This is a genomic window from Kutzneria viridogrisea DSM 43870, from assembly GCF_000525635.1.
GTDB lineage: Bacteria > Actinomycetota > Actinomycetes > Mycobacteriales > Pseudonocardiaceae > Kutzneria > Kutzneria viridogrisea.
Genome location: NZ_CP007155.1, coordinates 7,287,844 through 7,311,507 on the forward strand (window position 1 = coordinate 7,287,844; position 23,664 = coordinate 7,311,507).

Below are 23,664 nucleotides of genomic sequence, written 5' to 3' on the forward strand. Positions count from 1 at the left end.
GTCATTTTGCTCGGTATATCACAAATACAAATATTTGGCCAGGTTGATTCGGTGAAGGTGCTATTACTTCCCGGTTTCTCTGGGCACCATGGAGGCGTTGTCCTCCCTGTGACAACCGACGAGTCGATCATCAGCGCGAGGTGACAGGTGGGTAGGGCCGGACGTCCCCCGATCGGGTGTGTCGAGGGCCTGCCAACGGAGGAGTCTGGCCTTGGGCAGGGCGCGCGGGTCACGGTTGGGGGCCGGAGAAGGAGGCGCTCATGCGCAAGGCGACCGACACGCTGCACGACCTCGCGGTGCTGGCCAGGGCCGGCATGGTGGGCAGCCCAGCCAGCCTGGTGCGCGGCGTGCGCTCCCTGCTCGACACCCACTCCTGGGGACCGGTGGTGGGCGCCGCGCGCACCGCGGCCCGGCGGGCGCCCAACGCCACCGGCCTGATCGACGAGCGCGGCGGCCTGACCTTCCGCGAGATCGACGAGCGCTCCAGCGCACTGGCCAGGTCCCTGTGGGCCAAGGGCGTGTGCGCGGGCCAGGTGGTGGCCGTGCTCTGCCGCGACCACCGAGGCCCGATCGAGTCCCTGCTGGCCTGCGGCAAGCTCGGCGCGACCACGATCCTGCTCAACACCGGGTTCGCGGCCCCGCAACTGGCCGGGGTGCTGCGCCGCGAGCGGGTCAGCGTGCTGATCTACGACGAGGAGTTCACCGAGACGCTCAGCGAGGTGCCGCCCGCGCTGCCCAGGATCCTGGCCTGGCACGACACCGCGCCCTGGGCGGGCACGCCCACCCTGGAGCAGATGATCGCCGACGCCCCGCACGTCAAACTGGGCAAGCCCACCAACCCGGCCAAGGTGGTGCTGCTGACCAGCGGCACGACGGGCACGCCCAAGGGCGCCGAGCGGCAGGTCCGCTCCGGACTGGCCGCCGCCGACTTCCTGGAGCGCATCCCGTTGCGTGCCAAGGAGTCCACCTACATCGCCTCGCCGCTGTTCCACGCCATTGGCTTCCTGCACATGATCCTGGCCATGGCGTTGAGCTCCACCATCGTGGTCAACCGGCGCTTCGACCCGCGCCAGGCCGTCGCCGCGGTGGACCGGCACTCCTGCACCGGGCTCGTGCTGGTGCCGACCATGCTGCAACGCGTGCTGGAACTGGGCGAGGCGGAGCTGGCCGCCTACGACCTGTCCAGCCTGCGCGTGCTGTTCTGCTCCGGCTCGGCCCTGCCGCCCGCCCTGTGCCTGCGCGCGCTCAACGCCTTCGGCGACGTGCTCTACAACTTCTACGGCTCCACCGAAGTGGCGGTGGCCACCGTGGCGACCCCGCAGGACCTGCGGGCGGCGCCGGGCACGGTGGGCCACAGTCCGCGTTGCAGCACGGTCCGGCTCTACGACGCGGAGGGTCGGCCCGTGCGGCGCGCGCACGCCGTCGGCAGGGTGCACGTGGGCAACGGCCTGAAGTTCTCCGGCTACACCAGCGGCGGCGGCCGACGTGTGATCAACGGGCTGGTGGACACCGGGGACCTGGGCCACTTCGACAGCCAGGGCAGGCTGTTCATCGACGGCAGGGCCGACGACATGATCGTCTCCGGTGGGGAGAACGTGTTCCCCGGCGAGGTGGAGAACCTGCTGCTGACCCACTACCAGGTGCGCGACGCCGCCGTGATCGGCGTGCCCGACCACGCCTTCGGGCAGCGCCTGCGCGCCTACATCGTGCCCACCCCCGGCGCGCTGGTGGACCCCGAGGAGATCAAGGAGTTCGTGCGGCTGAGCCTGGCCAGGCACAAGGTGCCGCGGGACGTGGTGCTCATCCCGCGGCTGCCCAGGACGCCCACCGGCAAGGTCATCCGCCGCCACCTCGTGCGCGCCGCGCTGCCGGGGTGAGGCTCACACCGGGATCGGCACCGACACCAGTGTCTGACCCGCCTCGGTCACGACCGACACCGCGGCCACGTCGTCCGGGGACATCAGCGCCGAGCCGTCCAGCGTCACGCCCTTGGCCCACGCCTGTTCGCCGACCAGCCAGCCGCCGAACTGCACCTGCTGGCCCGCGCGGGAGACCACCATCAGCTTGCAGCGCTGCCCCGCGGCGATCTTGGCGGCCTGCACCTGGATGCGGACCCAGCCCTTGGCCGGGACCACCGTGGCCGTCAGCTCCGCGCCGGTCCTGCTGTCCACCGCGGCGGCCGTCTTGGCTCCGGCCTGCGGAGCCTGCGTGGTGGGTGCCGTCGAAGAGGGCTCGGCGACCACTCCGCCCACGCCCTGACGACCGACCACGACCCCGGCGCCGACGCTGACCGCGACCAGCAGCACGAACACGGCCGCGGCGCCCAGCCCCCGCCGGGTCCGCTCGCGCGCGGACTGGGCGCGCACCTCGCGCAGCGTGCGCCGCAGCAGCAGGTCGCCGCCCTCGGGCGGGCCGTCCAGGAAGGCCTCCGGCGGCACCTCGCCCATCAACTCGTTGAGCTGCCGCAGCTCGGTCAGCTCGTGACGGCACTCCGGGCAGGTCTGCAGGTGCGCCTCCAGCGCACGGGCCTCCTCCGGGGCGAGCGCACCCAGCACGTAGGCGCCCACCAGGGCTCTGTCATGTCCTTGCACGTTCACCGCCGCACCTCGCTGGCGCTCGGCGCAGCGCTTCGCGCCGGCCCTGTGCCCGATGATCCGCTCGCGAGCTCGCTCATGGGGTCACCTCCGTCGGTCGCTCGGCCATCGCCGCACGCAGAGCCTTCAACGCGTAGTGCGAACGGGATTTCACCGTTCCCGGTGGCACGCCCAGCGCGCCCGCCACCTCGGCCACCGACCGACCCCGGTAGTAGATCTCCACCAGCACGTGCCGGTGCTCGGTGGTCAGGGTGTTCAGCGCGCCCAGCACCGCCATGGAGTCCACCACGGTCTGCGCGTGGTCGCGCTGCACGGGCGGGGTCGCCGGGGTCTCGGCCACCTCGGCCGGGCGCACCGCACGGGCCCGCGCCCGGTCGGTGATGATGTTGCGGGCCACGGTGAGCAGCCAGCCGCGCACCGAGCCCTTGTTGTCCACCATGTCCTCGGCGTGCTTCCACGCCCGCACCAGCGTCTCCTGCACGACGTCCTCGGCGGCGGCGCGGTCACCGGTCAGCCGGGTGGCGTAGGCGAGCAGGCTGCGGCCGTGTTCCTCGTACAGGGACCGCACCAGTGCCTCGTCACTGGGGCGTCTGCCCCGCCGCGACCACCGATCTGCGAACCCCACGGGCGCCCTCCCACGGTTCTGCGCACGACTCGCGGTACTGGGTACCAGATCGCCCTGCTCCGCGACAGCCCGGGACCTGGCCCGGCCACCGGTAGTCAACCACCCGTCCGTGGCGGTCATCGCGGTCGTGTGCATCCTGGGGTCCTCCGTGCGGGGGAGCCCGCCGGAGGAGGTGTTCGGAGCCCCTCCGGCGGGCTGGTGTGCGGGGCGGGTCAGTAGCCGTAGCCGCCGGTGCCGCCCGAGGACTGGCTGCTGCTGGTCGGGGCCGAGCCCGCGCCGGGGGCCGCGCTGACCGGGGCGCCGCTGGCCTTCTTGCCCTGCGGGGTCACCGCGAACCAGGTACCGCCCACGCCCTGGCCCTTGGCGTCACCGGCCGCCGCGTCCTTGGCGAAGCGGTACACCGGCCAGCCGTTGATGGTGATCTGCTTGCTGCCGTCCTTGCGGGCCACCGTGCCCACCACCGACTGCTCCACCCCGTCCAGGGTCGCGGTGGGTGAGGTGGCGATCAGCGGCGGCCACTGGGTGGCGCAGGCCGCCTCGCAGTTGGAGACCGGCGGCTTGGCGGTGTCCTTGTCGAACCGGTACAGGGTCATGCCACCGGCGTCGGTGACGACCTGGCCCAACGCGCCCACGGTGGTCGCGGTCAGCTTGAGGCCGCCGGCGGCCTGCTGGGTCGGCTGCTGCTGCGCGACGGGCTGGTTCGCGGCGGTCGAGGAGCCGCCACCGCAGGCGGCCACGGTAGCCAGGCCGAAAGCCGCGGACACGGCGAACACGGCGGCACGGGTGCGGTTCATCGGATTCCTCCTGGGGTCGGTGTTTCGACAACCAGGGACACGAGCGCACCCGTGGGGCGGTTCAAGCCGGTTCGCAACTTTCTTCTACGGTCGTGGCCGTGACGGAACGGGCAAGTGGGAACCGGGTCGTGCTGGTCGCCGGGCTGCTGGCCGCCGCGGGCGTGGCGGCCAACGGCGGGCAGCAGAGCGAGCTGGTGGTCTACGCCAGCGGACGGCTCGGTTCGGGCAGCACCGTGCTGGACGCCGCGCTGACCCTGGCCGCGCTGGTCGCCGCGACGGCACTGGGCCTGCTGGGCAACAGGCGCTGGCCCGTGCTGCTGTTGGCCACCGCCCCGCTGCACGCCGTGCTGCTGGTTGCCGCACTGGACCCGCCCGCGGTGAACGGGTCGCTGCGCACCGCGCTGGTGGCCATCGCCACCTTCGCCCGCGTGCTGGGGCTGCTCGGGGTGCTGGGCGCCGCGCAGGACCTGGTGCGCCGCTCCGGTGCCGTACCGGGTGCGGTCCTCACCGGGGCGGTGATCGGCTGCTACTCGGTGGGCGGCTACCTACAGGCGTTCGGCGTGGGCCCGGTGCTGATCGGTGCCGGACTGGTCGGTGGCGTGCTCGCCGGGCTGATCCGGCGCCCCACGGGCGGGTTGGACGGCGCGGACCGCCGTGCCGCGCTGGTCGGCACCATCGGCGCGGCCCTGGCCCTGCTGCCGACCCTGCTGCCCGCGATCTCCCCGCAGGAACAGCTCGGGCTCACCGGCACCGCGTTCCTGCTCGGCACGCTGGTGCTCGGCGGGCTGCTCGGCCTGCCCACACTGGGCTGGCTGCTCGCACTCGGGCTGGTCACCGTCGGGGTGAGCTGGCCGCTGCTGGCACTGGTCAGCACCGCGGGCGGCACCGCGTGGTTGATCGTCGGCCTGGTGGTCGGCGCCGGTCTGGCGGTGCTCGGCGTGCGCACCTGGCTGGCCTGCGCCCTGTGCCTGCTCGCCGCGCTGATCGCCCACTACCTGGACCAGGCGCCCGCCGGACCAGCCCCTCGCCGCAGTCCTCGCGACGCTGGTGCTCGCCGGGGCCTCGGCCGCCGCCCCGCTGACGAGCCGCTCCGCGCTGCCCGCCGTGGGCGGCCCGCTGCTGGCGGTGGCCGTCACCGCGGGCTCGGAGCTCGCGCTGTGGGCGCAGGTCGCCTGGGGTGGGCAGACCACCGGCACCGTGTTCGGCGGCAGTGGGAGCGTGCTCTACGCCGTGCCCGCACTCGTGGCCGCCGCCGTGTTGATCGCCGCGCTGGCCGTGGTGGAGCTGCGCCAATCCCGCACTGGCTGACCGCCCCCTCCCGCGAGTCCCGGGCACCGGTGCACGAGTCCCGCCCACGTGCACGCGAATCCCGCCCACCGGTGCGCGAGTCCCGGGCACAGGTCAACGAGTTCCGCTCTGCGGTCGGCGAATCCCGCCCATTGGTGCGCGAGTCCCGCTCTGCGGTCCGGCCAGTCCCGTCCACAGGGCCGCGAGCCCCGGGCACCGGTGCACGAGTCCGGGCACTATCGACGAATCCCGCGCACTGGTCCGCCAGTCCCGCCCACCTGCACGAGTCCCGCCACAGGGCCNCGAGTCCCGCTCCGCGGTCCGCCAGTCCCGCAACCGGGCCGCGAGTCCCGGCTACCGGTGCGCGAGTCCCGGGCACCGGTGTGCGAATCCCGCTCTGCGGTGCGCGAATACCGCCCACGTGCACGCGAGTCCCGGGCACAGGTCGACGAGCCCGGCCACAGGGTCGCGAATCCCGCCCACCGGTACACGAGGCCTGCTCTGCGGTCCGCCAGGCCCGACCACAGGGCCGCGAATCCCGCGCGCGGTGCACGAGTCCCGCCCACAGGTGCACGAGTCCCGCCCACAGGGCCGCGAGCCCCGGGCACCGGTGCACGAGTCCGGGCACTATCGACGAATCCCGCGCACTGGTCCGCCAGCCCCGCCCACCTGCACACGAGTCCCGCCCACAGGGCCGCGAGCCCCGCGCGCGGTGCGCACGAGCCGCGCGCAGCCTAAGCCGCCTGACCGGGACTCGCGCGCCTCACGCCGGGACTCGCGCGCCCCACGCCGGGACTCGCGCTCGCCTGAGCGGGACTCGCGCTGGTTGGCGTGAGTCCCGCTCTGCGGTCAGGCCTTGAGCACGTCCTTGAGGAACTTGCCGGTGTAGCTGCCCTTGACCTTGGCGATCTGCTCGGGCGTGCCCTCGGCGACCACGGTGCCGCCGCCGGAACCGCCCTCGGGCCCCATGTCCACGATCCAGTCCGAGGTCTTGATGACGTCGAAGTTGTGCTCGATGACGATCACCGAGTTGCCCTTGTCCACCAGGCCGGAGATCACGCCGAGCAGCTTGCGGATGTCCTCGAAGTGCAGACCGGTGGTCGGTTCGTCCAGGATGTACACCGTCTTGCCGGTGGACCGCTTCTGCAGCTCGCTGGCCAGCTTCACGCGCTGCGCCTCGCCACCGGACAGGGTGGGCGCGGGCTGCCCGAGCCGCACGTAGCCCAGGCCGACGTCGTTGAGCGTCTTGAGGTGCCGGTGGATCGCGTTGATCGGCTCGAAGAAGCTCGCCGCCTCCTCGATGGGCATGTCCAGCACCTCGGCGATGGTCTTGCCCTTGTAGTGCACCTCGAGGGTCTCCCGGTTGTACCGCGCGCCCTTGCAGACCTCGCAGGGCACGTAGACGTCCGGCAGGAAGTTCATCTCGATCTTGATCGTGCCGTCACCGGAGCAGGGTTCGCAGCGCCCACCCTTGACGTTGAAGGAGAACCGGCCCGGCTGGTAGCCGCGCACCTTCGCCTCGGTGGTGGCCGCGAACAGCTTGCGGATGTGGTCGAACACCCCGGTGTAGGTGGCCGGGTTGGAGCGCGGGGTGCGCCCGATCGGCGACTGGTCCACCTGCACCAGCTTGTCCACCAGGTCCAGGCCCTTGATCCGGGTGTGCCGCCCGGGCACCTGCCGCGCCCCGTTGAGCTTGTTCGCCAGCACCGTGGCCAGGATGTCGTTGACCAGTGTGGACTTGCCCGAACCGGAGACGCCGGTGACCGAGACCAGGCAGCCCAGCGGGAAGGACACGTCGATGCCGCGCAGGTTGTGTTCCCGCGCGCCGACCACGGTCAGCTGCCGCTTGGCGTCCACCTCGCGGCGGGTCGTCGGGGTGGCGATCTCCTTGCGCCCGGCCAGGTACGCACCGGTCATCGACTGCTTGTTGGCCAGCAGCTGCTTGTACGTGCCGGAGTGCACGACCTTGCCGCCGTGCTCGCCCGCGCCGGGTCCGATGTCCACCACCCAGTCCGCGGACCGGATGGTGTCCTCGTCGTGCTCCACCACGATCAGCGTGTTGCCCAGGTCGCGCAGCCGGGTCAGCGTCTCGATGAGCCGGTGGTTGTCCCGCTGGTGCAGGCCGATCGAGGGTTCGTCCAGCACGTAGAGCACGCCGACCAGGCCCGAGCCGATCTGCGTTGCCAGCCGGATGCGCTGCGCCTCGCCACCGGACAGGGTGCCCGCGGCGCGGTCCAGCGACAGGTAGTCCAGGCCCACGTCGAGCAGGAAGCGCAGGCGGGCCTGCACCTCCTTGAGCACGGCGCCCGCGATCATCTTCTCGCGGCGGCCCAGGGTCAGCCCGTTGAGGAAGTCCGCGCACTCGGCCACGCTGAGCGCGCAGACCTCCGCGATGGACCGCTCCCCCTTGCTGCGGTGCGCCAGGGTGACCGCGAGGATCTCCGGCTTGAGCCGGGTGCCCTGGCAGGCGGGGCAGGGCACCTCCCGCATGTAGCCCTCGTACTTCTCCCGCATGAACTCCGACTCGGTCTGCTCCTGGCGGCGCTCCAGGAACGGGATGACACCCTCGAAGTTGGCGTAGTACGAGCGCTCGCGGCCGTAACGGTTCTTGTAGCGGACGTGCACCTGCTCGTCGATGCCGTGCAGCACCGCCTTCTGCACCTTGGCGGGCAGCTGGCGCCACGGGGTGTCCATGCGGAAGCCGATGGTGGTGGCCAGCGACTCCAGCAGGCGCAGGAAGTAGTCCGCGGACTGGCCGCCGTTCCACGGGGCGATGGCGCCCTCACCCAGCGACATCTCGTCGTCGGGCACGACCAGCTCGGGGTCGACCTCCTTGCGGGTGCCCAGGCCGGTGCACTCCGGGCAGGCGCCGTAGGGAGAGTTGAAGGAGAAGGAGCGCGGCTCCAGGTCCTCCAGGGCGAGCGGGTGCGCGTTGGGACAGGCCAACCGCTCGGAGAAGCGGCGCTCCCGCTGCGGGTCGTTGTCCGGCAGGTCCACGAAGTCCAGCACGACCAGGCCGTCGGCCAGGCGCAGCGCGGTCTCCACCGAGTCGGTGAGCCGCTGCTTGGAACTCGCCTTCACCGAAAGCCGGTCGATCACCACGGAGATGTGGTGCTTCTCCTGCTTCTTCAGCTTCGGCGGCTCGGTCAGCAGGTGCACGGTGCCGTCCACCACGGCGCGCGCGTAGCCCTGCGACTGGAGCTGGCCGAACAGATCCACGAACTCGCCCTTGCGCCCGCGCACCACCGGGGCCAGCACCTGGAACTTGGTGCCCTCGGTCATCGCCAGCACCTGGTCGACGATCTGCTGCGGGGTCTGCCGGGTGATCGGCTCACCGCAGACCGGGCAGTGCGGCTTGCCCGCGCGGGCGTAGAGCAGGCGCAGGTAGTCGTAGACCTCGGTGATGGTGCCGACGGTGGAGCGGGGATTGCGGTTGGTGGACTTCTGGTCGATGGACACGGCGGGCGAGAGACCCTCGATGAAGTCCACGTCGGGCTTGTCCATCTGCCCGAGGAACTGGCGCGCGTAGGCCGACAACGACTCGACGTAGCGCCGCTGGCCCTCGGCGAAGATCGTGTCGAAGGCCAGGCTGGACTTGCCCGAACCGGACAGCCCGGTGAACACGATCAGGCTGTCACGGGGCAGGTCCAGGTCGACGCTGCGGAGGTTGTGCTCGCGGGCGCCGCGAACGACGAGGCGGTCAGCCACTGGTTTCCCCTCGGTGAGGCGTACAGGAGAGAGTCGTGCAAAAGATCGAAAGTGTGGTCGAGCCCCCATCGTATGCCGGGGGTCTGACAATTCACTTTCAGGTGGTCGGCCAGGCCACTACCGGTTGACAGTTCGTGCCCCTACGCTGGGCAGATCACCTGCTCACGCCGCGATCACCTGGATGGGCGATATGGTCGGAAACTCCGGTGCACAGACGCACACCACCAAGGTCACCGTTCCGCAACAGCGCGCGGAGCTGTCCGATGCGGTGCGGGACGCCGCCGCGGGGCTGGGCGCCGCCGAACGGGCGACCGCGAGCCTGCTGGAGCTGGTGGAGTCCATGGACGACGCCTCGGCCAGGGCCGCCAGCGCGCTGCCCGGCTGGACCAGGGGGCACGTGCTCAGCCACCTCGCCCGCAACGCCGACGGCCTGGTGAACCTGCTGACCTGGGCGCGCACCGGGGTGGAGCACCCCATGTACACCAGCAGGGCCGACCGGGACACCGCGATCGAGGAGGGCGCCCCGCGCTCGCTGTGGCTGCTGCGCGAGGACCTGCTCGCCGCCTGCGGCCGGTTCGGGGCCGCGGCCACCGGGCTGGGCGAGGCGGCCTGGCAGGCCGAGGTGCTGCACGGTTCGGGCCGCGCGATCCCCGCGCACCACGTGCCCTGGCTGCGCGTGCAGGAGCTGTGGGTGCACATGGTGGACCTGGACCTGGGGATCGACTTCGCGCAGTTCCCCGCCGACGTGGTGGAGCGCCTGATCCACCTGGTGCTGCCGCACTACGCGGGCCGCACGGACATGCCCGCGCTGCGGCTGGAGGTGCAGATCGCTACCGGGCGTCAGGTCGTGTGGGAGGTGGCGGGCAGCGGCGAGTCGCACGTGGTACGCGGTTCGGGCACCACGATGCTGGCCTGGTTGACCGGTCGGGGCGGCGCCGGGGAGCTGGCCGGGGACGTGCCCGAACTGCCCGCCTGGCTGTGACCGGCCAGCAACCGCTGCGCGGGCCGTTCCACCAGGACGGTCAGCCCCCAGCCCAGCGCCAGCGCCGACCCGAGGAACGCCGCCAGCTCCAGTGACGGCCCGCCGCCCCAGCGCGCGACCCGGTCCATCACCACGTAGCCGACCTCCTGGTTGACCAGGTACACGCCGTAGGAGATGCCGCCCAGCCACGCGATCGGCCTGGCCAGCACGCCCAGCCGCCAGTCCGGTCCCGCGGCGGCCAGGCAGATCGCCGCGAGCAGCGCCGCGAGCACCAGCGTGGACGGCAGGTCCTCGGTGTGCAGCCACTGCGCCACCAGTGCCGCCGCCAGCAGCGCGCACAGGTGAGCCAGGCTCATTCGGTTGCGCGACCACAGGAAGATCCCGATGCCCGCCGCGAACAACTGGGCCCTGTGCAGGGCGAGTCCGCTGTAGAGGACCTGCACCGGCCCCGGGTCCTGTGCCGCGCAGCGGATCAGCAGCGGTGCGCCGACCAGCACCCACAGCAGCACCTGGAGCGGTCGGCCCCGGCCCAGCGCCGTGCTGAACAGCACCGCCGCCGCGAGGAAGCCGGTGAGCTGCATCGGTAGGGTCCAGTACGAGAAGTCGACCATGTTGCTGCCCGGGATCCACAGTTGCAGCATCGACAGGTTCACCAGCAGATCCGGCAGCCGCAACAGGGTCCAGCCCGGCGGGGCGAGCAGCCGCAGCACGCAGAACGTGCCGGTGGCCGCGACCAGGTAGGCGGGCAGCAGGCGCGCCGCCCGGTTGCGCAGGACCCGCACCGGCCGCGCCCGCAGCATCGACACGCACACGAAGTAGGCCGACACCACCACCAGCGTGCTCGCGCCCACCTCGATCGGCACCACCACGGGCATCGGCCCCAGCGAGCTGTGCGCCCCCGGCCCGGCGTGCGTGGCGTGCTGCACCAGCACGCAGGAGATCGCGAGCACTCGGACGACGTCCCAGCTCTGTCGGCGCGCGGTGGTGGTCATGGGATCCCGGATCGGCTCGAAATGATCTTCGTTGCTCCGAACAGAGTAGAGCCGGGTGTGGCGGATGGATCACCGGGTGGGTCCCCGCGACGGTGATAGCGTCGGCGGACGTGGACGTTGTCGAGGAGTACACGGGGCATGTCGAGCCCAACGGCCCCGCCGCGCGGCGCGGGCTTGCCGAGCTGACCATCACCAAGGTGTCCGTCGGGCCGATGGACAACAACGCCTACCTGCTGGTGTGCCGGCGCAGCGGGGACGCGCTGCTGATCGACGCCGCCAACGAGCCTGACCGGCTGTCCGACCTGCTCGGCCACAGCCCCGACCGGCCACGGCTGCGCACGATCGTCACCACCCACCAGCACGCCGACCACTGGCAGGCCCTCGGTGCCGTCGCCGGCGCCAACGGCTCCAACACCGCGGCGCACCCCCTGGACGCCGAGCCGCTGCCCGTGCCGCCCGACTTCCTCGTGGAGCACGGCGCCACGCTGACCGTGGGCGAGTCCACGCTGGAGATCATCCACCTGCGCGGCCACACCCCCGGCTCCATCGCCGTGCTGTACCGCGACCCCGCGGGCCACCCCCACTTGTTCACCGGCGACTCACTGTTCCCGGGCGGCGTGGGGAAAACGTCGTCCCCGGAGAACTTCACGTCGTTGCTCAACGACGTGCAGGCACGACTGTTCGACGTGCTGCCGGACGATACGTGGGTGTACCCGGGACATGGGGACGACACGACACTCGGAGCGGAGCGGCCGAAGCTGGCGGAGTGGCGCGAGCGCGGCTGGTGAACTGGTTCGCGGATGGGCTGCCTGAGCCATCAGACAGCCCATCCGCCGCACTGGCGAACACAGGTACGGCCTGACACGCAGGTCAGGCGCTCCAACCGACAGAACGCGGTGCTTCTAGCCAGCACAACGCGCCGTTCGCGACCGGTGCTCCGCACCCGGGCCGTCGACGGCAAGCGGTGGTGACGCTCAAGGCAAGGTCATGGATGGGAATGCTGGAAGGCGTCGGAGAGGGCCTTGGAGAGCGGGACGGTTCGGGGCAGCTGTGATCCGTCGAAATAGCCGGGCTTGTGCTGGCGCAGGAGTGCCTCGCCCTCGGTGTCCCAGCGGAAGCCACGCTTGCGCTTGAGGAGGTTTTCGAACACCGCGTTCGCCTTGCTCACATCGCGGGCCGCGAGCCGCCGGAGTGGTTCCGGGGAGGTGTCGGGGTCACGCAGCAAGTCGGTGAGGGCCTCTCGGTAGCGCCGGCGTGAGAGCAACGCGGGATTGGCGAACACTTCCTCGATCAGGTGAAAATCGGGGTAGAAACTGAGCCCTTCGCCGGGCACGAAGTGGATCGCGACGCGATCGGCGGTGAGCCAGTCCGCATCGTCCAGGCTGAGCGAGGCGGGATCGGGCGACTCGGCGTCGGGGCGGACCTGCCGGGCGACGTGGTGGTAGAACTCGCGAACCTTGCCGGACACCTCGGAGCCGGCCACGACGATGAGATCGGCGCCGAACAGCTCGACGAACAGGTCATGCTGCTCGGCCAACATGCGGCGGGCCTCGGCCAGCTTCTCCGGATTGCGGAAGACGGCCGCCGGATTGCGCATCGCCTCCTGGGCCGCAGCCGCCAGCATCTGATCGCGGGCCGAAGCCGGAAAGGCGGCGGGGTTGCCACTGACCACCCAGTCGTCGCCAACCCGAACCAACCGCCCCACGACGATCATGCGTTTCCTCAGCGTCGTGAACGCCGTGCGGCCGAGGTTGGACCGGGCCCGGTAGGTCAACTCGTCCACGAAGTTGGACAACAGCACCGCGTCCCGGTCCTTGCCCCGGACCTCGAAGATGCCCTCGACCACATCCCGCCAGCCCAGCAGCATGTCACGCTCGACGTCGGACAGTTCGGGATGGGACGCCACGAACGCCTCAACCACCGTGCCTCCGGACCGGAGAGGACGCTGCAACGCGAAGTGGTCGAGGACCATCGTGAACTGGGCCTCGTCGTCGACCACCCCGTCTGGAAAGCTCTGCCAGATCACTGCGGTCAACTCATTGTCGAACCGGGGCGACAGGGCGAAATCGACCAGCATCCCCTTGAGCTCACCGGCCCGTTCCACCAGATCCACGCGGAATCTCCCCATCGCCTAGCTGATCGCCGGACACCGAGACGGCACCCCTGACGGAACGAGAGCAGCACCGGGAACCGTTCCTTGTCGAGTGGGCTCCGGTGAATGAGATCATGGCACGGTGGCGGCGGCCGACAGGTCGGCGATGAGGTCGGGCAGCACCAGCTCCTCCTGGACATGGATGCCGTGATGTTCGAGCGCGGGGCGGAGATCCGGGTCCCAGACGGCGTCGACGGGCCGGCCGGCCAGCGTGCCGCCAGGGGCCGACGCGAGTGCGGCTCGGTAGGACGGCGCATCGAAACGCCATGGCCGCCAACCGAAACGGTCGCGCAGCGTATTGCCGATGCGGACACCGCCCCAGTCGAAATCACCGTGGTAGGAGAGCTGAGCGCCGGTCTCGGCGAGCAAGTCCAGCAGGCGAAGCACCGCCGCGGACGGCTGCCCGCTCAGACAGACCAGCGGCGGGCAGCGTGTCCCCAACTCGTCAGCGGCGGAGGCGAGCACGATCGGGTTCTCGCAGACCCACACGTGGCCGTCACGGACGCCGAGGTCGGACCGTTCGCGGTTGAGCTGGCGCAAGGTCAACGCACACGGCTCGCCGGCTTCCCTCGCCAGAGCGACCATCCGGCCCACCAGCGTCGTGACGCCTCCGGGTAGCCCGACGCACAGCACGGACGACGACAACTCGTCCCGGTGCACTCCCACGGCGGCCCAGGCGGACCGGCGTTCGAAGGTGGATCCGTCACCGGTCGGGGCGGCGCCGGCCAGCACGCGGACCGCCGCAAGCGTCAGGGTGGCCAACGCTTTGCCGTCGTCGAGCCCGTGTGCGTCGCCGGTGGTCTCGGCGGCCAGACGCCCCAGCGCGACGCCTGCGGCGGGCAGCCGATCGAGCACCCGCACAAGTTCGGTCACGAGCCTCGCCGCATCGGCGGGACCGGCCGTCAGTCGGCGAATCATGCCCGTGGCATCCAGCCACGCACGCCATGCGGCCAGTTCCGGCCGTCGCTCGGCCAACTCCGCGAGCGGCTCGTAGACCGCCATCCACGCCGTCGCCTCGGCGGCCCGATCCGGCACTGTGCCGAGGAGGGCCCGGGTTGCCGCCGCGAGCCCCTCCGGGGCGGCGCCGCTGACGCGAAGCACCGCGTCGATCTCCTCCAACGAGACAGTCAGCGACCTGCCACTCCCGGCACGGCGACCGAGCAGCCGTTCGACCGCGCGACGCTGTTCAACGCCGGCCGAGGCCAGGGTGACCGTGCCGGCGACCGGCTTGCCGAGTTCGAGCCGACGGCGAACCCGGTCCAGCAGCCAGGCAGTGTCCTCGCCGCCGAGCAGCCTGCGCAGCCGTGGCTCGTCCATCGCGCCTCTCATTCGAACAGCGTGCCGGCCGAATCGCCGGTCAGGGCGGGCGCCGGCCGTTCCGGCACATACGGCGTCGGTCGCTCCACCTCGACCCGTTCGCGACCGTCCCACCGCCATGGCGTGACCAGCACCGCGTCGATCCCGTCCCGACGGGCGAGCTGGGCGATGGCGAGGCCCGGCACCTGCGGATAACACCCCCACTCACGCTCACTGGTCATCACCACGTCCAGGTCGAACGCGGCCAGCAGGCCGAGGCACTTGGCCCGCGAGTCGTCGTCCACGCCGGCGAACGCCTCGTCCAGTGCGACCAACCTGGGCGCGTGCGGGTTTCCGGACGAGGTGTAGAAGGACGACGCGGCGGCGAACAGCGGCACCGACGCGGCCAGCACCCGCTCCCCTCCGGACGCCGGGCCGGACGCCGGACGCCAATGGCCGTCCTGGTGGCGCTGGATGGCGAACTCGTGCCACCCCCGATAATCCAACGCGCGGGTGAGCTGCTCCGCCCAGCCGCCAGCGGCATCCTCGGCGTGCTCTCGGTTGATCTGCTCCTGGAGGAAGGCACCGACCGCCGCCCGGTCCTCGACGGTCCACGCGTCCGCCGTCTGGCGGAGCAACCGGTCGCGCACCCGGGACAGCCCCGCCGGCGCGGTCCGCGCCACCCGCCACAGCAGGCGCAGCCGCATCCCGGTGGAGGTCGGCCGGTCGGCCAGGTCGGTATTGATCGCCGCAACCTGCTCCTCGGCGCCGGTGATCAATTCCTGCAACGTGCCGGCCACCTCGTTGACCAGGTGGTTCTCCAGTATCTCCCGCTCCTTCGCGGACAGGAGGGCACCGCGCTGGTCGGTCTCGGCCGTCAGGCCGTCCACCAGGTCGGGGACGTCCTGCTTGCGCCCTTGAAACAGCACGTCCACCACGATGACGCCGTCGCGCACCGTCATGCCGACCGAATGACCGTGGCGCGACAGCGTGTCAGTAAGCACCTTGTGTTCGGCCGACAGCCGTTGCTGCACCAGTTCCCACGGCCGGTCGCCGTCGTCGACCGCGTCCAGCGCCGCATTGACCGCGCGGGCCACCCCGATCGCCGACCTCGGTGTCCAGTCCTCGGCCGGATCGGGCACGTCGAGATCGGGCAGCACGGTGTGCAGCAGCCCGGTGCCGACGAACGCACGCAACGCGACAATCGCCTGGTCCCGCTCGGCGGCAGCGACGGCGATCGACTCCCGCAGCGTTTCCCTGCGGCCGTTGGCCGTGCCCCGCTCGTCGCGGGTTCGCCGCTCGTCCTCCCGCGCCTGGCGCTCGCGCTTGTCGCGCTCAGCCAGTTCTGTCGCCACGGCGTCCAACTTGCGGTACAGCTCGTCGACGCCGGCACCGGCGGTCTCGATGAGCACTCGGTGCCGCTCGGCCGCGACGTCCGCGTCACTGCGGGACCGCTCCGCCGCGGCGATGGCTTGTTCCCGTTGTTCCACGGCCGCGTCGAGTTCCAACTCGGCGTTGCCGACGTCCTCGCGCGCCCGGTCGGCGGCTCGCGCCGCCGGCCACAGACCGGCCAGGGCGACCCGGTAGTCACCGACCGCGGCCCGAACGGCCGCCAGCTCGTCCGAATCCGTCGGCAGGCCGACGTCGCCGGCGAACTCGGTGGCCTCCGCCCACGCGGTCCGAGCCAGCTGCGCTCGCTCGGCAACCGTCGCCTCTGCCTCGGTCAGCTGGGCGTCCACGCGGCGTTTGGTCTCGTGCTCGGCCGCAAGCTTGACGTGCGCCTCCCGCAGCTCCGTGTCCGATGGCTGCGCCAGATGCTCGGCGGCCAGTGCCGTGGCCCGGTCGGCCAGGTCGGTCTCGATCGCCGTCAACTGGTCGAGCTGAGCCAGGATCACGGCCAACTGCTCGCGCAGCCGGTCCAGCCGGGCCCGGCGGGCTGTCTCCCGCGCGCCCTCGCCGATGTAACCCGCCGCCTGTTTGTGCCACGAGCCGCTCAGCGGCCCGTTGGCGAACCGGCCGTCAACGCCGACCCAGGTGGTCGCGCCGGGACCGAGCCCGATCCCGGCCAACACTGCGGTCACCGCGGCGTCGGTGAGTGTGGCCGCCGTCGCGTCGGCCCGGTCGATGGCCGGCGTCAGCACCGCCGTCAGACCACCGCCGGGCACGACCGCACCGGCGCGCACCACGACGTCGTCAACGGCATCGCGCAGCTCACCTTCCGGCGTCACCCAGGCATCCAGGACGCCAGCCGCCTCCAACGCCGCCTCGATACCGGCCCGATGCTCATCGGGCAGGCCCTCCGCAAAGTCCACCACCCGCCATAGCGGTGCGCCGGGTCGGCCCTCCCGGCCCTGCTGGTCACGCGTGTACAGGACGGGCGGTGCGTCGTGGCCGCCCTCCTCCAGCCGAGCGATCTCCTCGGCGACCTCGTCGCGCGCTCGTTCGGCGTCGGCACGGCGGCGGTCCGCATCGGCTTGCGCCCGGCCGAGTTCGGCGGTGGCCGCGCGGACTGCCTCATCGACGACCGCGGCGGCGGGGTTCGGGCCGGCCGGGGCGTCCGTCCACGCGTCCAACGCGGCGAGCACGTCGTCCTGGTCGGTGATCAGCACGTGGCTGGCCCCGGCCAGATAGTGGGCGTACGCCGTCAGGAGCGCACCGGCACATTCGGACGTGACACCTTCGGCGACAGTGATCCGGTCGAGGGCGGCCTGCCGCTCACCGGTGACCCGGTCCAGCTCGACGCGTGCGCCCCGCAGCGCGGCCTCCGCCCCGCCCGCCCGCTCCAACAACTGCTCCACCCGCGCGATCGCCGTCGTCCGCGACTCGATCAGCGCAGTACCGGCTCGGTCGGCATTCGGGTACGGCGGCTCGTCCGCCGCCAGTGCGGCCAGCACCGAGGCGTGCCCGCTGGTGATCAACGCCGCGTCGGCCGCGTCGGCCGCGATGTCCCGCGCGGACCGCAAGGCCGTGTCGTCCGTCTCGGCCGTCTGCCGTGCCCGTTCCAACTGACGTTCCCGGCGCCGAGCCACGTCGACGGCGGACACCCGATCGGCCTCCCGCGCCGACGCGAACCGGCCCAGCTTCTGGGATTCCTGGCCCGCCGCCGTCAAGGCTTCGGCGTCGCGCATCTCCGGACTCTGTTGCAGGGCGACACGCCGCGCCTCGAGCGTGTCCCGGGCGCCGGCCAACTCGTCGAGCCGCCGCTGCACGGACTCCAGCGCCTGGGTCGCGTGCTCGTAGGCCGCGTCGGCCTCGCCGAGTTCCCGGCCGAGCTGTTCGTAACGGCTGTGCGTCTGGCGCAGTGGCGTCGCGCCGCGCTTGGCCGCCACGCCGGCGTACTTGCGATAGTGGCCAAGGAACTTCTCCGCGGCGGCCTTGGCCTCGTTCAGTCCGCGCAGGGCCTCCCGTTCCTCGTCCAGGCCGCGAAACGCCTCGGCCACAGTGGCCACCAGTGCCGGGTCCAGTGGCGGCAACGCCTCGGTCAGCGCACGGGAAAGGAGCTTCTCGTCCGGCTTCTTGGACAACTGCGGTTGGCGTAGCTGAATCAGCAGGTTGACCAGTGCCTCGTAGCGGTGCGCGCCCAGTCCGAACAGCGCCTCGTCCACGGCTCGACGGTAGTCCGACGCGGTGTCGTAGACGGCTCCGTGCCCGTCCACGGCATCCCGCAGCTTCTCCCTGGTCAGCGCCACCCGAGTCGGGCTGAGCAGCGACAGGGCCGGTCCGATGCGCTGGCTGGTGACGAAGAACCAGTGCCGGGCGATGCCGCGCCCGGCGACCGCCTTGAGTCCCGCGCCGATCGTGCGGTATTCGGCCGTGCCGTCGCCACGGTGCCGACCGAATTCCAGCCAGGTGTAGCCGAGTCGTTCCGAGTGCGGATGTCGGCCGCCCAGCAGCAGGTTCCACTCCATCCGCTTGTTCCGGTCCCCGTCGGGCTCGACCCGGTGCGGGGACAGTTCCCCGTCCAGCAGGAACGGCAGCGTCAGCGCGAGCACCTTGGACTTGCCGGTGCCGTTGTTGCCCCGCAGCAGCAGCCTGCCGTCGTGGAAGTGGAACTCCTCGACGTCGTAGTAGAAGAGGTCGACCAGGCCAGCGCGGAGCGGCTGCCAGCGCTCGCGATGCGGGGTCGGCATGCTGGTGGTCACGTGCGATCGGCCTTCCTCGTCGATCGTCGTTGTGCCGGTCCGGTGCGGACGGTCGGCGCCTGCACCGCGTAGCGGGCGATCGCAGGCCGGGCGAGCACCGACGGCCGCTCGCCCGGGATGTCGGTGACCAACCGGAGCGCACGCAGCCTGTCCAGCGCGATCGCGAGCAGTTCGGCGTCGGCACCGGGCTCGGTGACCCCACGCCGCCAGTAGTTCTGGTGCTCCGTGGCCATCGCCCGGACGTGCGCGCGCAGTCGGTCCACCGGCACCGGAGTGTCCACTTGGGCTGCCAGGTACTCGGCGACCAGCAGCGTCAGGTGGCCGTCGGTGCGCTGCTCGGGCATCCGCACGTCGGTCAGTTCGTCGTTGGGGTCGACCATCGCGATCCCTTCCGCCCGCATCTCCGCGACCAGGCCGGTGGCCTCCTCGATCCGCCGGGTGATCGCGTGCCGCTGGCCGACCAGGTATCCACGCTCGTCCTCGGACAGCTCGTCGTAGTAGACCACCGGGTCGTCGAGCAGCCGGCGGGTCAACCGGTGCCGCAGCGCCCGGTTACGCAAGTCGTCGGTGTCGGGCACCGGCTCGTCGGTCAACTCGCGCAACCGCTGGTCGTGGTCGGGCGCGTCGATGGTGGACGGGCCGCGCACGCCGGTCAGCAGCGCGGCGAGCACCCTGCGGCGCACGTCGTAGAGCACGTCCCTGGTGTCCGACAGGTACGCGTCCTCGTCGCCCGCGACGCGTTCCAGCACACCGAGCCCGAGCAGCAGCCGCACGACCGCCACCAGATCGGACCGCTCGTCCCGGCGGCTCAGCGTGAACACGACGCCGGCGTCGGCCAGTTCCGGTTCGCCGGCCGCGACCAGCACGCCCTCGGCAAGTCGACCGAGGGTGATCTGCGCGTCGGCCCGTTCCAGCACCGACAACGCCAAGCAGAGCAGCACATAACGGCGACGGCCGAACGCCGGCCGGCCCCTGCCGTCGCGCGCCGGACGAGTGCCGTCGCCACCGCCGCCGTCGGGCACAGCCTTGAACAGGCGCGCCGATTCCGCGTCCACCGCCAGTCGCCAACCGGTCTCCGCGGCCAGCCACTCGCGCAGTTCGGCGACATGCCGACGGACCAGCCGCAGCGTCTCGTCGTCGACGCCCGCAACCAACAGCGGCTTGACCAACAGCCCGCGCAACGCGGCACGGCGCTGCGCCCTGGCCTCGTCATCGATCACGCCATCGCTCCCACCGCGCGGCGGGCACCCGCCAGTTCGATGATCTCGACAAGGTGTTCGGGGCCGGACAACACCCCGTCCTCGGTGGCGATCCGCACCGTGTCGCCGCCCTCCACAAGGGACAGTCGGATTTCCATCGTGCCGTCGCTTGTCGTGGTCCGGACCTCGGTGTCGCCGGGCAGGCGGGCCGACATCGCGTCCCCCAGCAGACCGAGGAACAGCCGGAACGCGCGGGTGTCGAGTTCCCCCAGCCCGGACAGCGGCACCGGCCCGTGAGTGCACAGTCGCCGCCGTGCCGCGCTGGTCTCAGTGGCTTCGCGGTCGGCCTGCTCAGCCAGCAGCCGGCGCTGCTCCGCACGGTCCGCGACCCGATTGGGCTGGCCACGTCGCTCGTATGAACCGGTCTTGCGCAACTGCGGGCTGATCCGCACCGGCGGGGCGTCCCGCCACGGCGTGGCGGCGGCTGGCTGTTCCTCCTCCCAGGCGGCCAAGGTTTCCCGAGTGACCGTCAGATGACGGGCCGAGGCGAGACCGAACGCCGTTCGCCACAGCACGTGCGCGGCCGCGTCGTCCGGCGCCTCGGCGAACCAGCGGGCCAGCGTGCGGAAATCGGCCGACCGGTCCGAGCGGCCGGATCGACGTTCGTTGAACGCGGCCACGGTGTCGATCAACTGGGTGATCGCGGTGACCGCGGCGCCGCGCAGCAACCGAGCTTGCGACGGGTGGCGTGAGTCAGCCGAGACGAACCAGTCCCGCAGTCCACGCCAACGGTTGCGCCACGCGGCCAGGGATTCGCCGATGGCCGCCTCGTAGGCGGCGGCAGGGTCGTCATTCTCCGTGCCGTCGTTGGGCAGGTCGGGCACGGAGTCAGCGGCCTCACGGCGCGCCGCGACCAGCAGCAGCCGTTCGACACCGGCTGACTCGACACCGCTGAGCAGAGTGGCGATCTCGGCCCCGCGATTGGCCAGGTCGGCGATGAACCGGTTGATGTAGTCGATGAGCCGATGCTTGTAGGCGACAAAGGCGTCGATGTCGCCGTCGGCGAAGTCGATCACGCGGCGCAGCGAGGCCATGAACGCCTGCGCGTTGTCGGCCAGCCCGGCGAACCGTTCCGCGAGCGCGAGCAGCAGCAGGTGCACCTTGGCGGGGTCGAGGTCGGCCGACCGATCGGCGAGTTCGGCCAGCGACCGCAATTGGTCGGCGATGTCGGACAGCGCCACCGACTGCAACGACCCGCGCCGGCCGACGGCCTCTTCGTAGACCGCGATCGCCTGCTCAGCCGCCTGGCCCGCGGCGGTCAACTGGTACAGGTAACGGGCGCGATGGAAATCCTCGACGCTGGTCACCCGGCTGGTGTCGGGGTCGGCTCGGAGGTTGCCCCACTCCGTGAGCTTGCCCAGCGCCGCGACAACCTGCTCGGTCTCACCGGGCCGACCAAGATCCGCGATGACGTCCTCGGGCCGCATATGCACGATGAACCGGTCCCTGGCCCGGGCGAAGGCCATCAGCACCTCCCGGTAGAACGCCGCGTTGGGCGCGCTCAGGTGCGCGAACGGCTGCCGGGGCACGTCGGCGACAGTGCTCTCCTCGTCGCGCTGGTCGCTGGTCACGCCCCCCATTGTGACCGTTCGCCCTGACAGTTTCGGCCCCGCCCGACCCGAGCGCCGTTCGGGCCCCACAGGAACAAGGCCGGTCGGGGCTCGGCAAGCACGTAGGACCGCATGTGACGCCGGCCTTGTACAGCGACCATCGCAACCATGGCTTCCCAAGAGAGCGCGGTTGGCCTCGACGCCTCTAGCTGTAGTAACTCATGAGGTTGTTGAGGGCGTGTCGGCTTGAACGTAGAGAGGACCTTCAGGCGGAGTGGGTGTCTCTCACGCACCTGCCCACGCACTGAAGGTCCTCGCATGCACCGTAACGCCCGCACCAGCCCGCCCCGCACCCCCGCCGAGGTGGAGAACCAGGTCCTGACCGCCCCCACGCACACCGTCTGGACACCGCACGGCATGCTCCACCGCAGAGCCGGAACCCGACGAAGTTCACCGATTTGGAGCAGCGGCTGACGTTTCACGGCTTCTTGGCCGAACCTCGTTGGTCACTACCTCACCCCTGATGCCCGATTTCCCTCAGCCACATTGGAAGCCAGGACCAGTAGACCAACTGGACCGTCTCCGCGGTGAGCAGGTGTCCGTTCGACTTGGACAACAAGCTGCTGATCTTCGGTGCGCCGACGGTCAGGCGGACGGCCAGCTGCGTAGGGCCATATCGGCCACGTGCTGGAGGTCCTCGCGGGTGGCGCCGCTGGCGGCTTGGACGGCGATGCCGTTCGCCACGGTCATGATGTAGCGGGCGAGCAGCCCGGGATCCGCGTCCGGGGGCAGGTCGCCCTCGTCGACGGCTCGCTGGAACCGGTCGCAGAGGCGGGACGTGCCTTCGTTGCGCCAGGCGATGAGGGCGTCACGGGCTGGCCGCCCGAGGTCGCCCGCGGCGAGGGAGGCTTGGACGCCGAAGCATCCGGCGGGCCAGTCGGGGCGGGTGGTGGCCCGGACGGAGCCGTTGAGGAACGCGGTGGCCACCTGCCGGGCGGTCGGCTCCGCCAAGGCCCGGTCACCGTACGAGGCGGGGCCTTCGGCGTAGCGCTCCAGGGCCTTGCGGAACAGGTCCTCCTTGTTGCCGAAGGCCGCGTACATGCTGGTGCGGGTGATGCCCATGGCGCTGGTCAGGTCGGTGAGGCTGGCGCCTTCGTAGCCCTGTTCCCAGAAGACCCGCACGGCGCGTTCGAGGGCCTCGTCGGCGTCGAAGCCCCTCGGCCGGCCGATCGGCGCCTTCCGCCGCGTCTCCATGCCACCAACTATACCTCTTCCGTACCGGTCGGTGCAGATGTGCTACGGTCTCGTTCTGTATCGATCGGTAGCAAAATACATGGAGGTCACACACATGGGGCAGCTTGAAGGCAAGACCGCCGTCATCACCGGCGGCGGCACCGGGATCGGCCTGGCCAGTGCCGTTCGGCTGGCAGCCGAGGGCGCGCACGTGTTCATCACCGGCCGACGCAAGACCGAGTTGGACGCGGCCGTGGAGACCATCGGCTCGGCGCGGGCCACCGCAGTGGCGGGTGACATCTCCAACCTGGCCGACCTGGACCGGCTGTACGACGCGGTCCGCGCCCGGGGCCGGGGGCTGGACGTGGTCTTCGCGAACGCGGCGACCGCCTCGCTCGCGACACTGGGGCAGATCACCGAGGAGCAGGTCGACCAGACCTTCGGCGTCAACGTGCGGGGCACGCTGTTCACCGTGCAGAAGGCACTGCCGCTGCTCAACGACGGCGCCTCGGTGATCCTCAACGCCTCCACCGCCGCCGACAACGGCACGGAGGCGTTCAGTGTGTTCGCGGCGTCCAAGGCCGCCGTCCGGTCCTTCGCGCGGGCCTGGGCCAACGAACTCAAGGGACGCGGCATCCGGGTCAACGCCATCTCCCCGGGCCCGATCGACACTCCTGGGATCACCGACCTCTTCGGCGAGGAGAACGCGCCCGGTGTCCGGGCGAACCTCGCCGCGGGCGTCGCGATGGGCCGGATGGGGCGCCCGGAGGAGGTCGCCGCGGTCGTGGCCTTTCTCGCCTCCGGGCAGAGCAGCTACATCCTCGGAGCCAACCTGTACGTCGACGGCGGCGAGAACCAGATCTGACCCACAGTTGGCATTCGTCGCACGATCACCGGCGGCGCCGTCACGAGCGCAATGGCCATCGCCTTCCCAACGGCCGCCAGGTTGAACGAGTGAACTTCGGTCCGCTCGCATTCCGCTGCTCGCCGAATCCGAAATGTAGGTCCGGACGCCTGCCGATAGCGGCGTCCGGACCTATTGACCGATCA

General features: G+C 71.3%; 17 protein-coding genes and 1 pseudogene. 5 read left to right on the forward strand and 13 right to left on the reverse strand.

Annotation, left to right across the window (positions count from 1 at the left end; genetic code table 11):
- Positions 1-260 precede the first annotated feature (260 nt).
- Positions 261-1,877, forward strand: coding sequence for an AMP-binding protein (locus KALB_RS31890; RefSeq protein WP_025359735.1), 1,617 nt, complete (start codon positions 261-263; stop codon positions 1,875-1,877).
- A gap of 3 nt (positions 1,878-1,880) precedes the next feature.
- Here KALB_RS31890 and KALB_RS31895 read toward each other — a convergent pair whose 3' ends face one another.
- The 5 genes from KALB_RS31895 to KALB_RS31915 form a co-directional block, all read right to left on the reverse strand.
- Positions 1,881-2,597, reverse strand: coding sequence for an anti-sigma factor family protein (locus KALB_RS31895; protein ID WP_025359736.1), 717 nt, complete (start codon positions 2,595-2,597; stop codon positions 1,881-1,883).
- Between the two features lie 73 nt (positions 2,598-2,670).
- Positions 2,671-3,219 carry a sigma-70 family RNA polymerase sigma factor gene (locus KALB_RS31900; RefSeq protein ID WP_025359737.1) on the reverse strand — a complete coding sequence of 183 codons (549 nt, stop codon included), beginning with the start codon at positions 3,217-3,219 and terminating at the stop codon, positions 2,671-2,673.
- A 212-nt stretch (positions 3,220-3,431) separates the two neighbouring features.
- On the reverse strand, positions 3,432-4,013 hold the full coding sequence (locus KALB_RS31905; RefSeq protein WP_025359738.1) for a hypothetical protein: 582 nt from the start codon (positions 4,011-4,013) through the stop codon (positions 3,432-3,434).
- A 199-nt stretch (positions 4,014-4,212) separates the two neighbouring features.
- Entirely contained in the window at positions 4,213-4,521 is a 309-nt protein-coding gene (locus KALB_RS31910; RefSeq protein ID WP_148309739.1) for a hypothetical protein, read from the reverse strand.
- Positions 4,522-4,558: 37 nt separating this feature from the next.
- Positions 4,559-5,005: a hypothetical protein gene (locus KALB_RS31915; RefSeq protein ID WP_025359740.1), complete on the reverse strand. Its 447-nt coding sequence runs from the start codon at positions 5,003-5,005 to the stop codon at positions 4,559-4,561.
- 55 nt (positions 5,006-5,060) lie between these two features.
- Here KALB_RS31915 and KALB_RS31920 point away from each other — a divergent pair, with 55 nt between their 5' ends.
- On the forward strand, positions 5,061-5,321 hold the full coding sequence (locus KALB_RS31920; protein ID WP_025359741.1) for a hypothetical protein: 261 nt from the start codon (positions 5,061-5,063) through the stop codon (positions 5,319-5,321).
- 828 nt (positions 5,322-6,149) lie between these two features.
- Here the strand turns inward: KALB_RS31920 and uvrA are convergent.
- The gene (uvrA, locus tag KALB_RS31925) at positions 6,150-9,008 is read right to left on the reverse strand and encodes an excinuclease ABC subunit UvrA (RefSeq protein ID WP_025359742.1); all 2,859 of its coding nucleotides are present in this window, start codon (positions 9,006-9,008) and stop codon (positions 6,150-6,152) included.
- Positions 9,009-9,198: 190 nt separating this feature from the next.
- Here uvrA and KALB_RS44460 point away from each other — a divergent pair.
- A pseudogene (locus KALB_RS44460) lies at positions 9,199-9,876 on the forward strand (maleylpyruvate isomerase N-terminal domain-containing protein); the annotation flags it as partial.
- Here the strand turns inward: KALB_RS44460 and KALB_RS49575 are convergent.
- A complete protein-coding gene (locus tag KALB_RS49575; RefSeq protein ID WP_025359744.1) occupies positions 9,849-10,982 on the reverse strand; it encodes an acyltransferase family protein in 1,134 nt (377 codons plus the stop codon). The pseudogene KALB_RS44460 and the gene KALB_RS49575 sit on opposite strands and share 28 nt — an antisense overlap.
- A gap of 110 nt (positions 10,983-11,092) precedes the next feature.
- Here KALB_RS49575 and KALB_RS31935 point away from each other — a divergent pair, with 110 nt between their 5' ends.
- A complete protein-coding gene (locus KALB_RS31935) occupies positions 11,093-11,770 on the forward strand; it encodes an MBL fold metallo-hydrolase (protein WP_025359745.1) in 678 nt (225 codons plus the stop codon).
- Between the two features lie 197 nt (positions 11,771-11,967).
- Here the strand turns inward: KALB_RS31935 and KALB_RS31940 are convergent, their stop codons facing one another.
- The 6 genes from KALB_RS31940 to KALB_RS31965 form a co-directional block, all read right to left on the reverse strand.
- Entirely contained in the window at positions 11,968-13,095 is a 1,128-nt protein-coding gene (locus KALB_RS31940) for a hypothetical protein (RefSeq protein WP_025359746.1), read from the reverse strand.
- A 111-nt stretch (positions 13,096-13,206) separates the two neighbouring features.
- Positions 13,207-14,451, reverse strand: a complete 1,245-nt coding sequence (locus KALB_RS31945; RefSeq protein WP_025359747.1) for a TIGR02679 family protein — start codon at positions 14,449-14,451, stop codon at positions 13,207-13,209.
- Positions 14,452-14,459: 8 nt separating this feature from the next.
- Positions 14,460-18,572 (reverse strand): TIGR02680 family protein, encoded by a 4,113-nt coding sequence (locus KALB_RS31950; protein WP_025359748.1) that lies wholly within the window; start codon positions 18,570-18,572, stop codon positions 14,460-14,462.
- Positions 18,569-19,792 carry a TIGR02678 family protein gene (locus KALB_RS31955; protein WP_025359749.1) on the reverse strand — a complete coding sequence of 408 codons (1,224 nt, stop codon included), beginning with the start codon at positions 19,790-19,792 and terminating at the stop codon, positions 18,569-18,571. The genes KALB_RS31950 and KALB_RS31955 overlap by 4 nt, the downstream gene beginning before the upstream one ends.
- The gene (locus KALB_RS31960) at positions 19,789-21,402 is read right to left on the reverse strand and encodes a TIGR02677 family protein (protein ID WP_236650067.1); all 1,614 of its coding nucleotides are present in this window, start codon (positions 21,400-21,402) and stop codon (positions 19,789-19,791) included. Before KALB_RS31960 ends, KALB_RS31955 begins: the two co-directional genes overlap by 4 nt.
- 624 nt (positions 21,403-22,026) lie before the next feature.
- The gene (locus KALB_RS31965) at positions 22,027-22,635 is read right to left on the reverse strand and encodes a TetR/AcrR family transcriptional regulator (RefSeq protein WP_025359751.1); all 609 of its coding nucleotides are present in this window, start codon (positions 22,633-22,635) and stop codon (positions 22,027-22,029) included.
- Positions 22,636-22,729: 94 nt separating this feature from the next.
- Here KALB_RS31965 and KALB_RS31970 point away from each other — a divergent pair, with 94 nt between their 5' ends.
- The gene (locus KALB_RS31970; RefSeq protein ID WP_025359752.1) at positions 22,730-23,479 is read left to right on the forward strand and encodes an SDR family NAD(P)-dependent oxidoreductase; all 750 of its coding nucleotides are present in this window, start codon (positions 22,730-22,732) and stop codon (positions 23,477-23,479) included.
- Positions 23,480-23,664: the final 185 nt, after the last annotated feature.

Bases quoted from the DNA above. Each gene is read 5' to 3' on its own strand.
- KALB_RS31970 (WP_025359752.1), top strand. From the start codon at position 22,730: ATGGGGCAGCTTGAAGGCAAGACCGCCGTCATCACCGGCGGCGGCACC.
- KALB_RS31905 (WP_025359738.1), bottom strand. From the start codon at position 4,013: ATGAACCGCACCCGTGCCGCCGTGTTCGCCGTGTCCGCGGCTTTCGGC.
- KALB_RS31945 (WP_025359747.1), bottom strand. From the start codon at position 14,451: ATGGACGAGCCACGGCTGCGCAGGCTGCTCGGCGGCGAGGACACTGCC.
- KALB_RS31890 (WP_025359735.1), top strand. From the start codon at position 261: ATGCGCAAGGCGACCGACACGCTGCACGACCTCGCGGTGCTGGCCAGG.
- KALB_RS49575 (WP_025359744.1), bottom strand. From the start codon at position 10,982: ATGACCACCACCGCGCGCCGACAGAGCTGGGACGTCGTCCGAGTGCTC.
- KALB_RS31965 (WP_025359751.1), bottom strand. From the start codon at position 22,635: ATGGAGACGCGGCGGAAGGCGCCGATCGGCCGGCCGAGGGGCTTCGAC.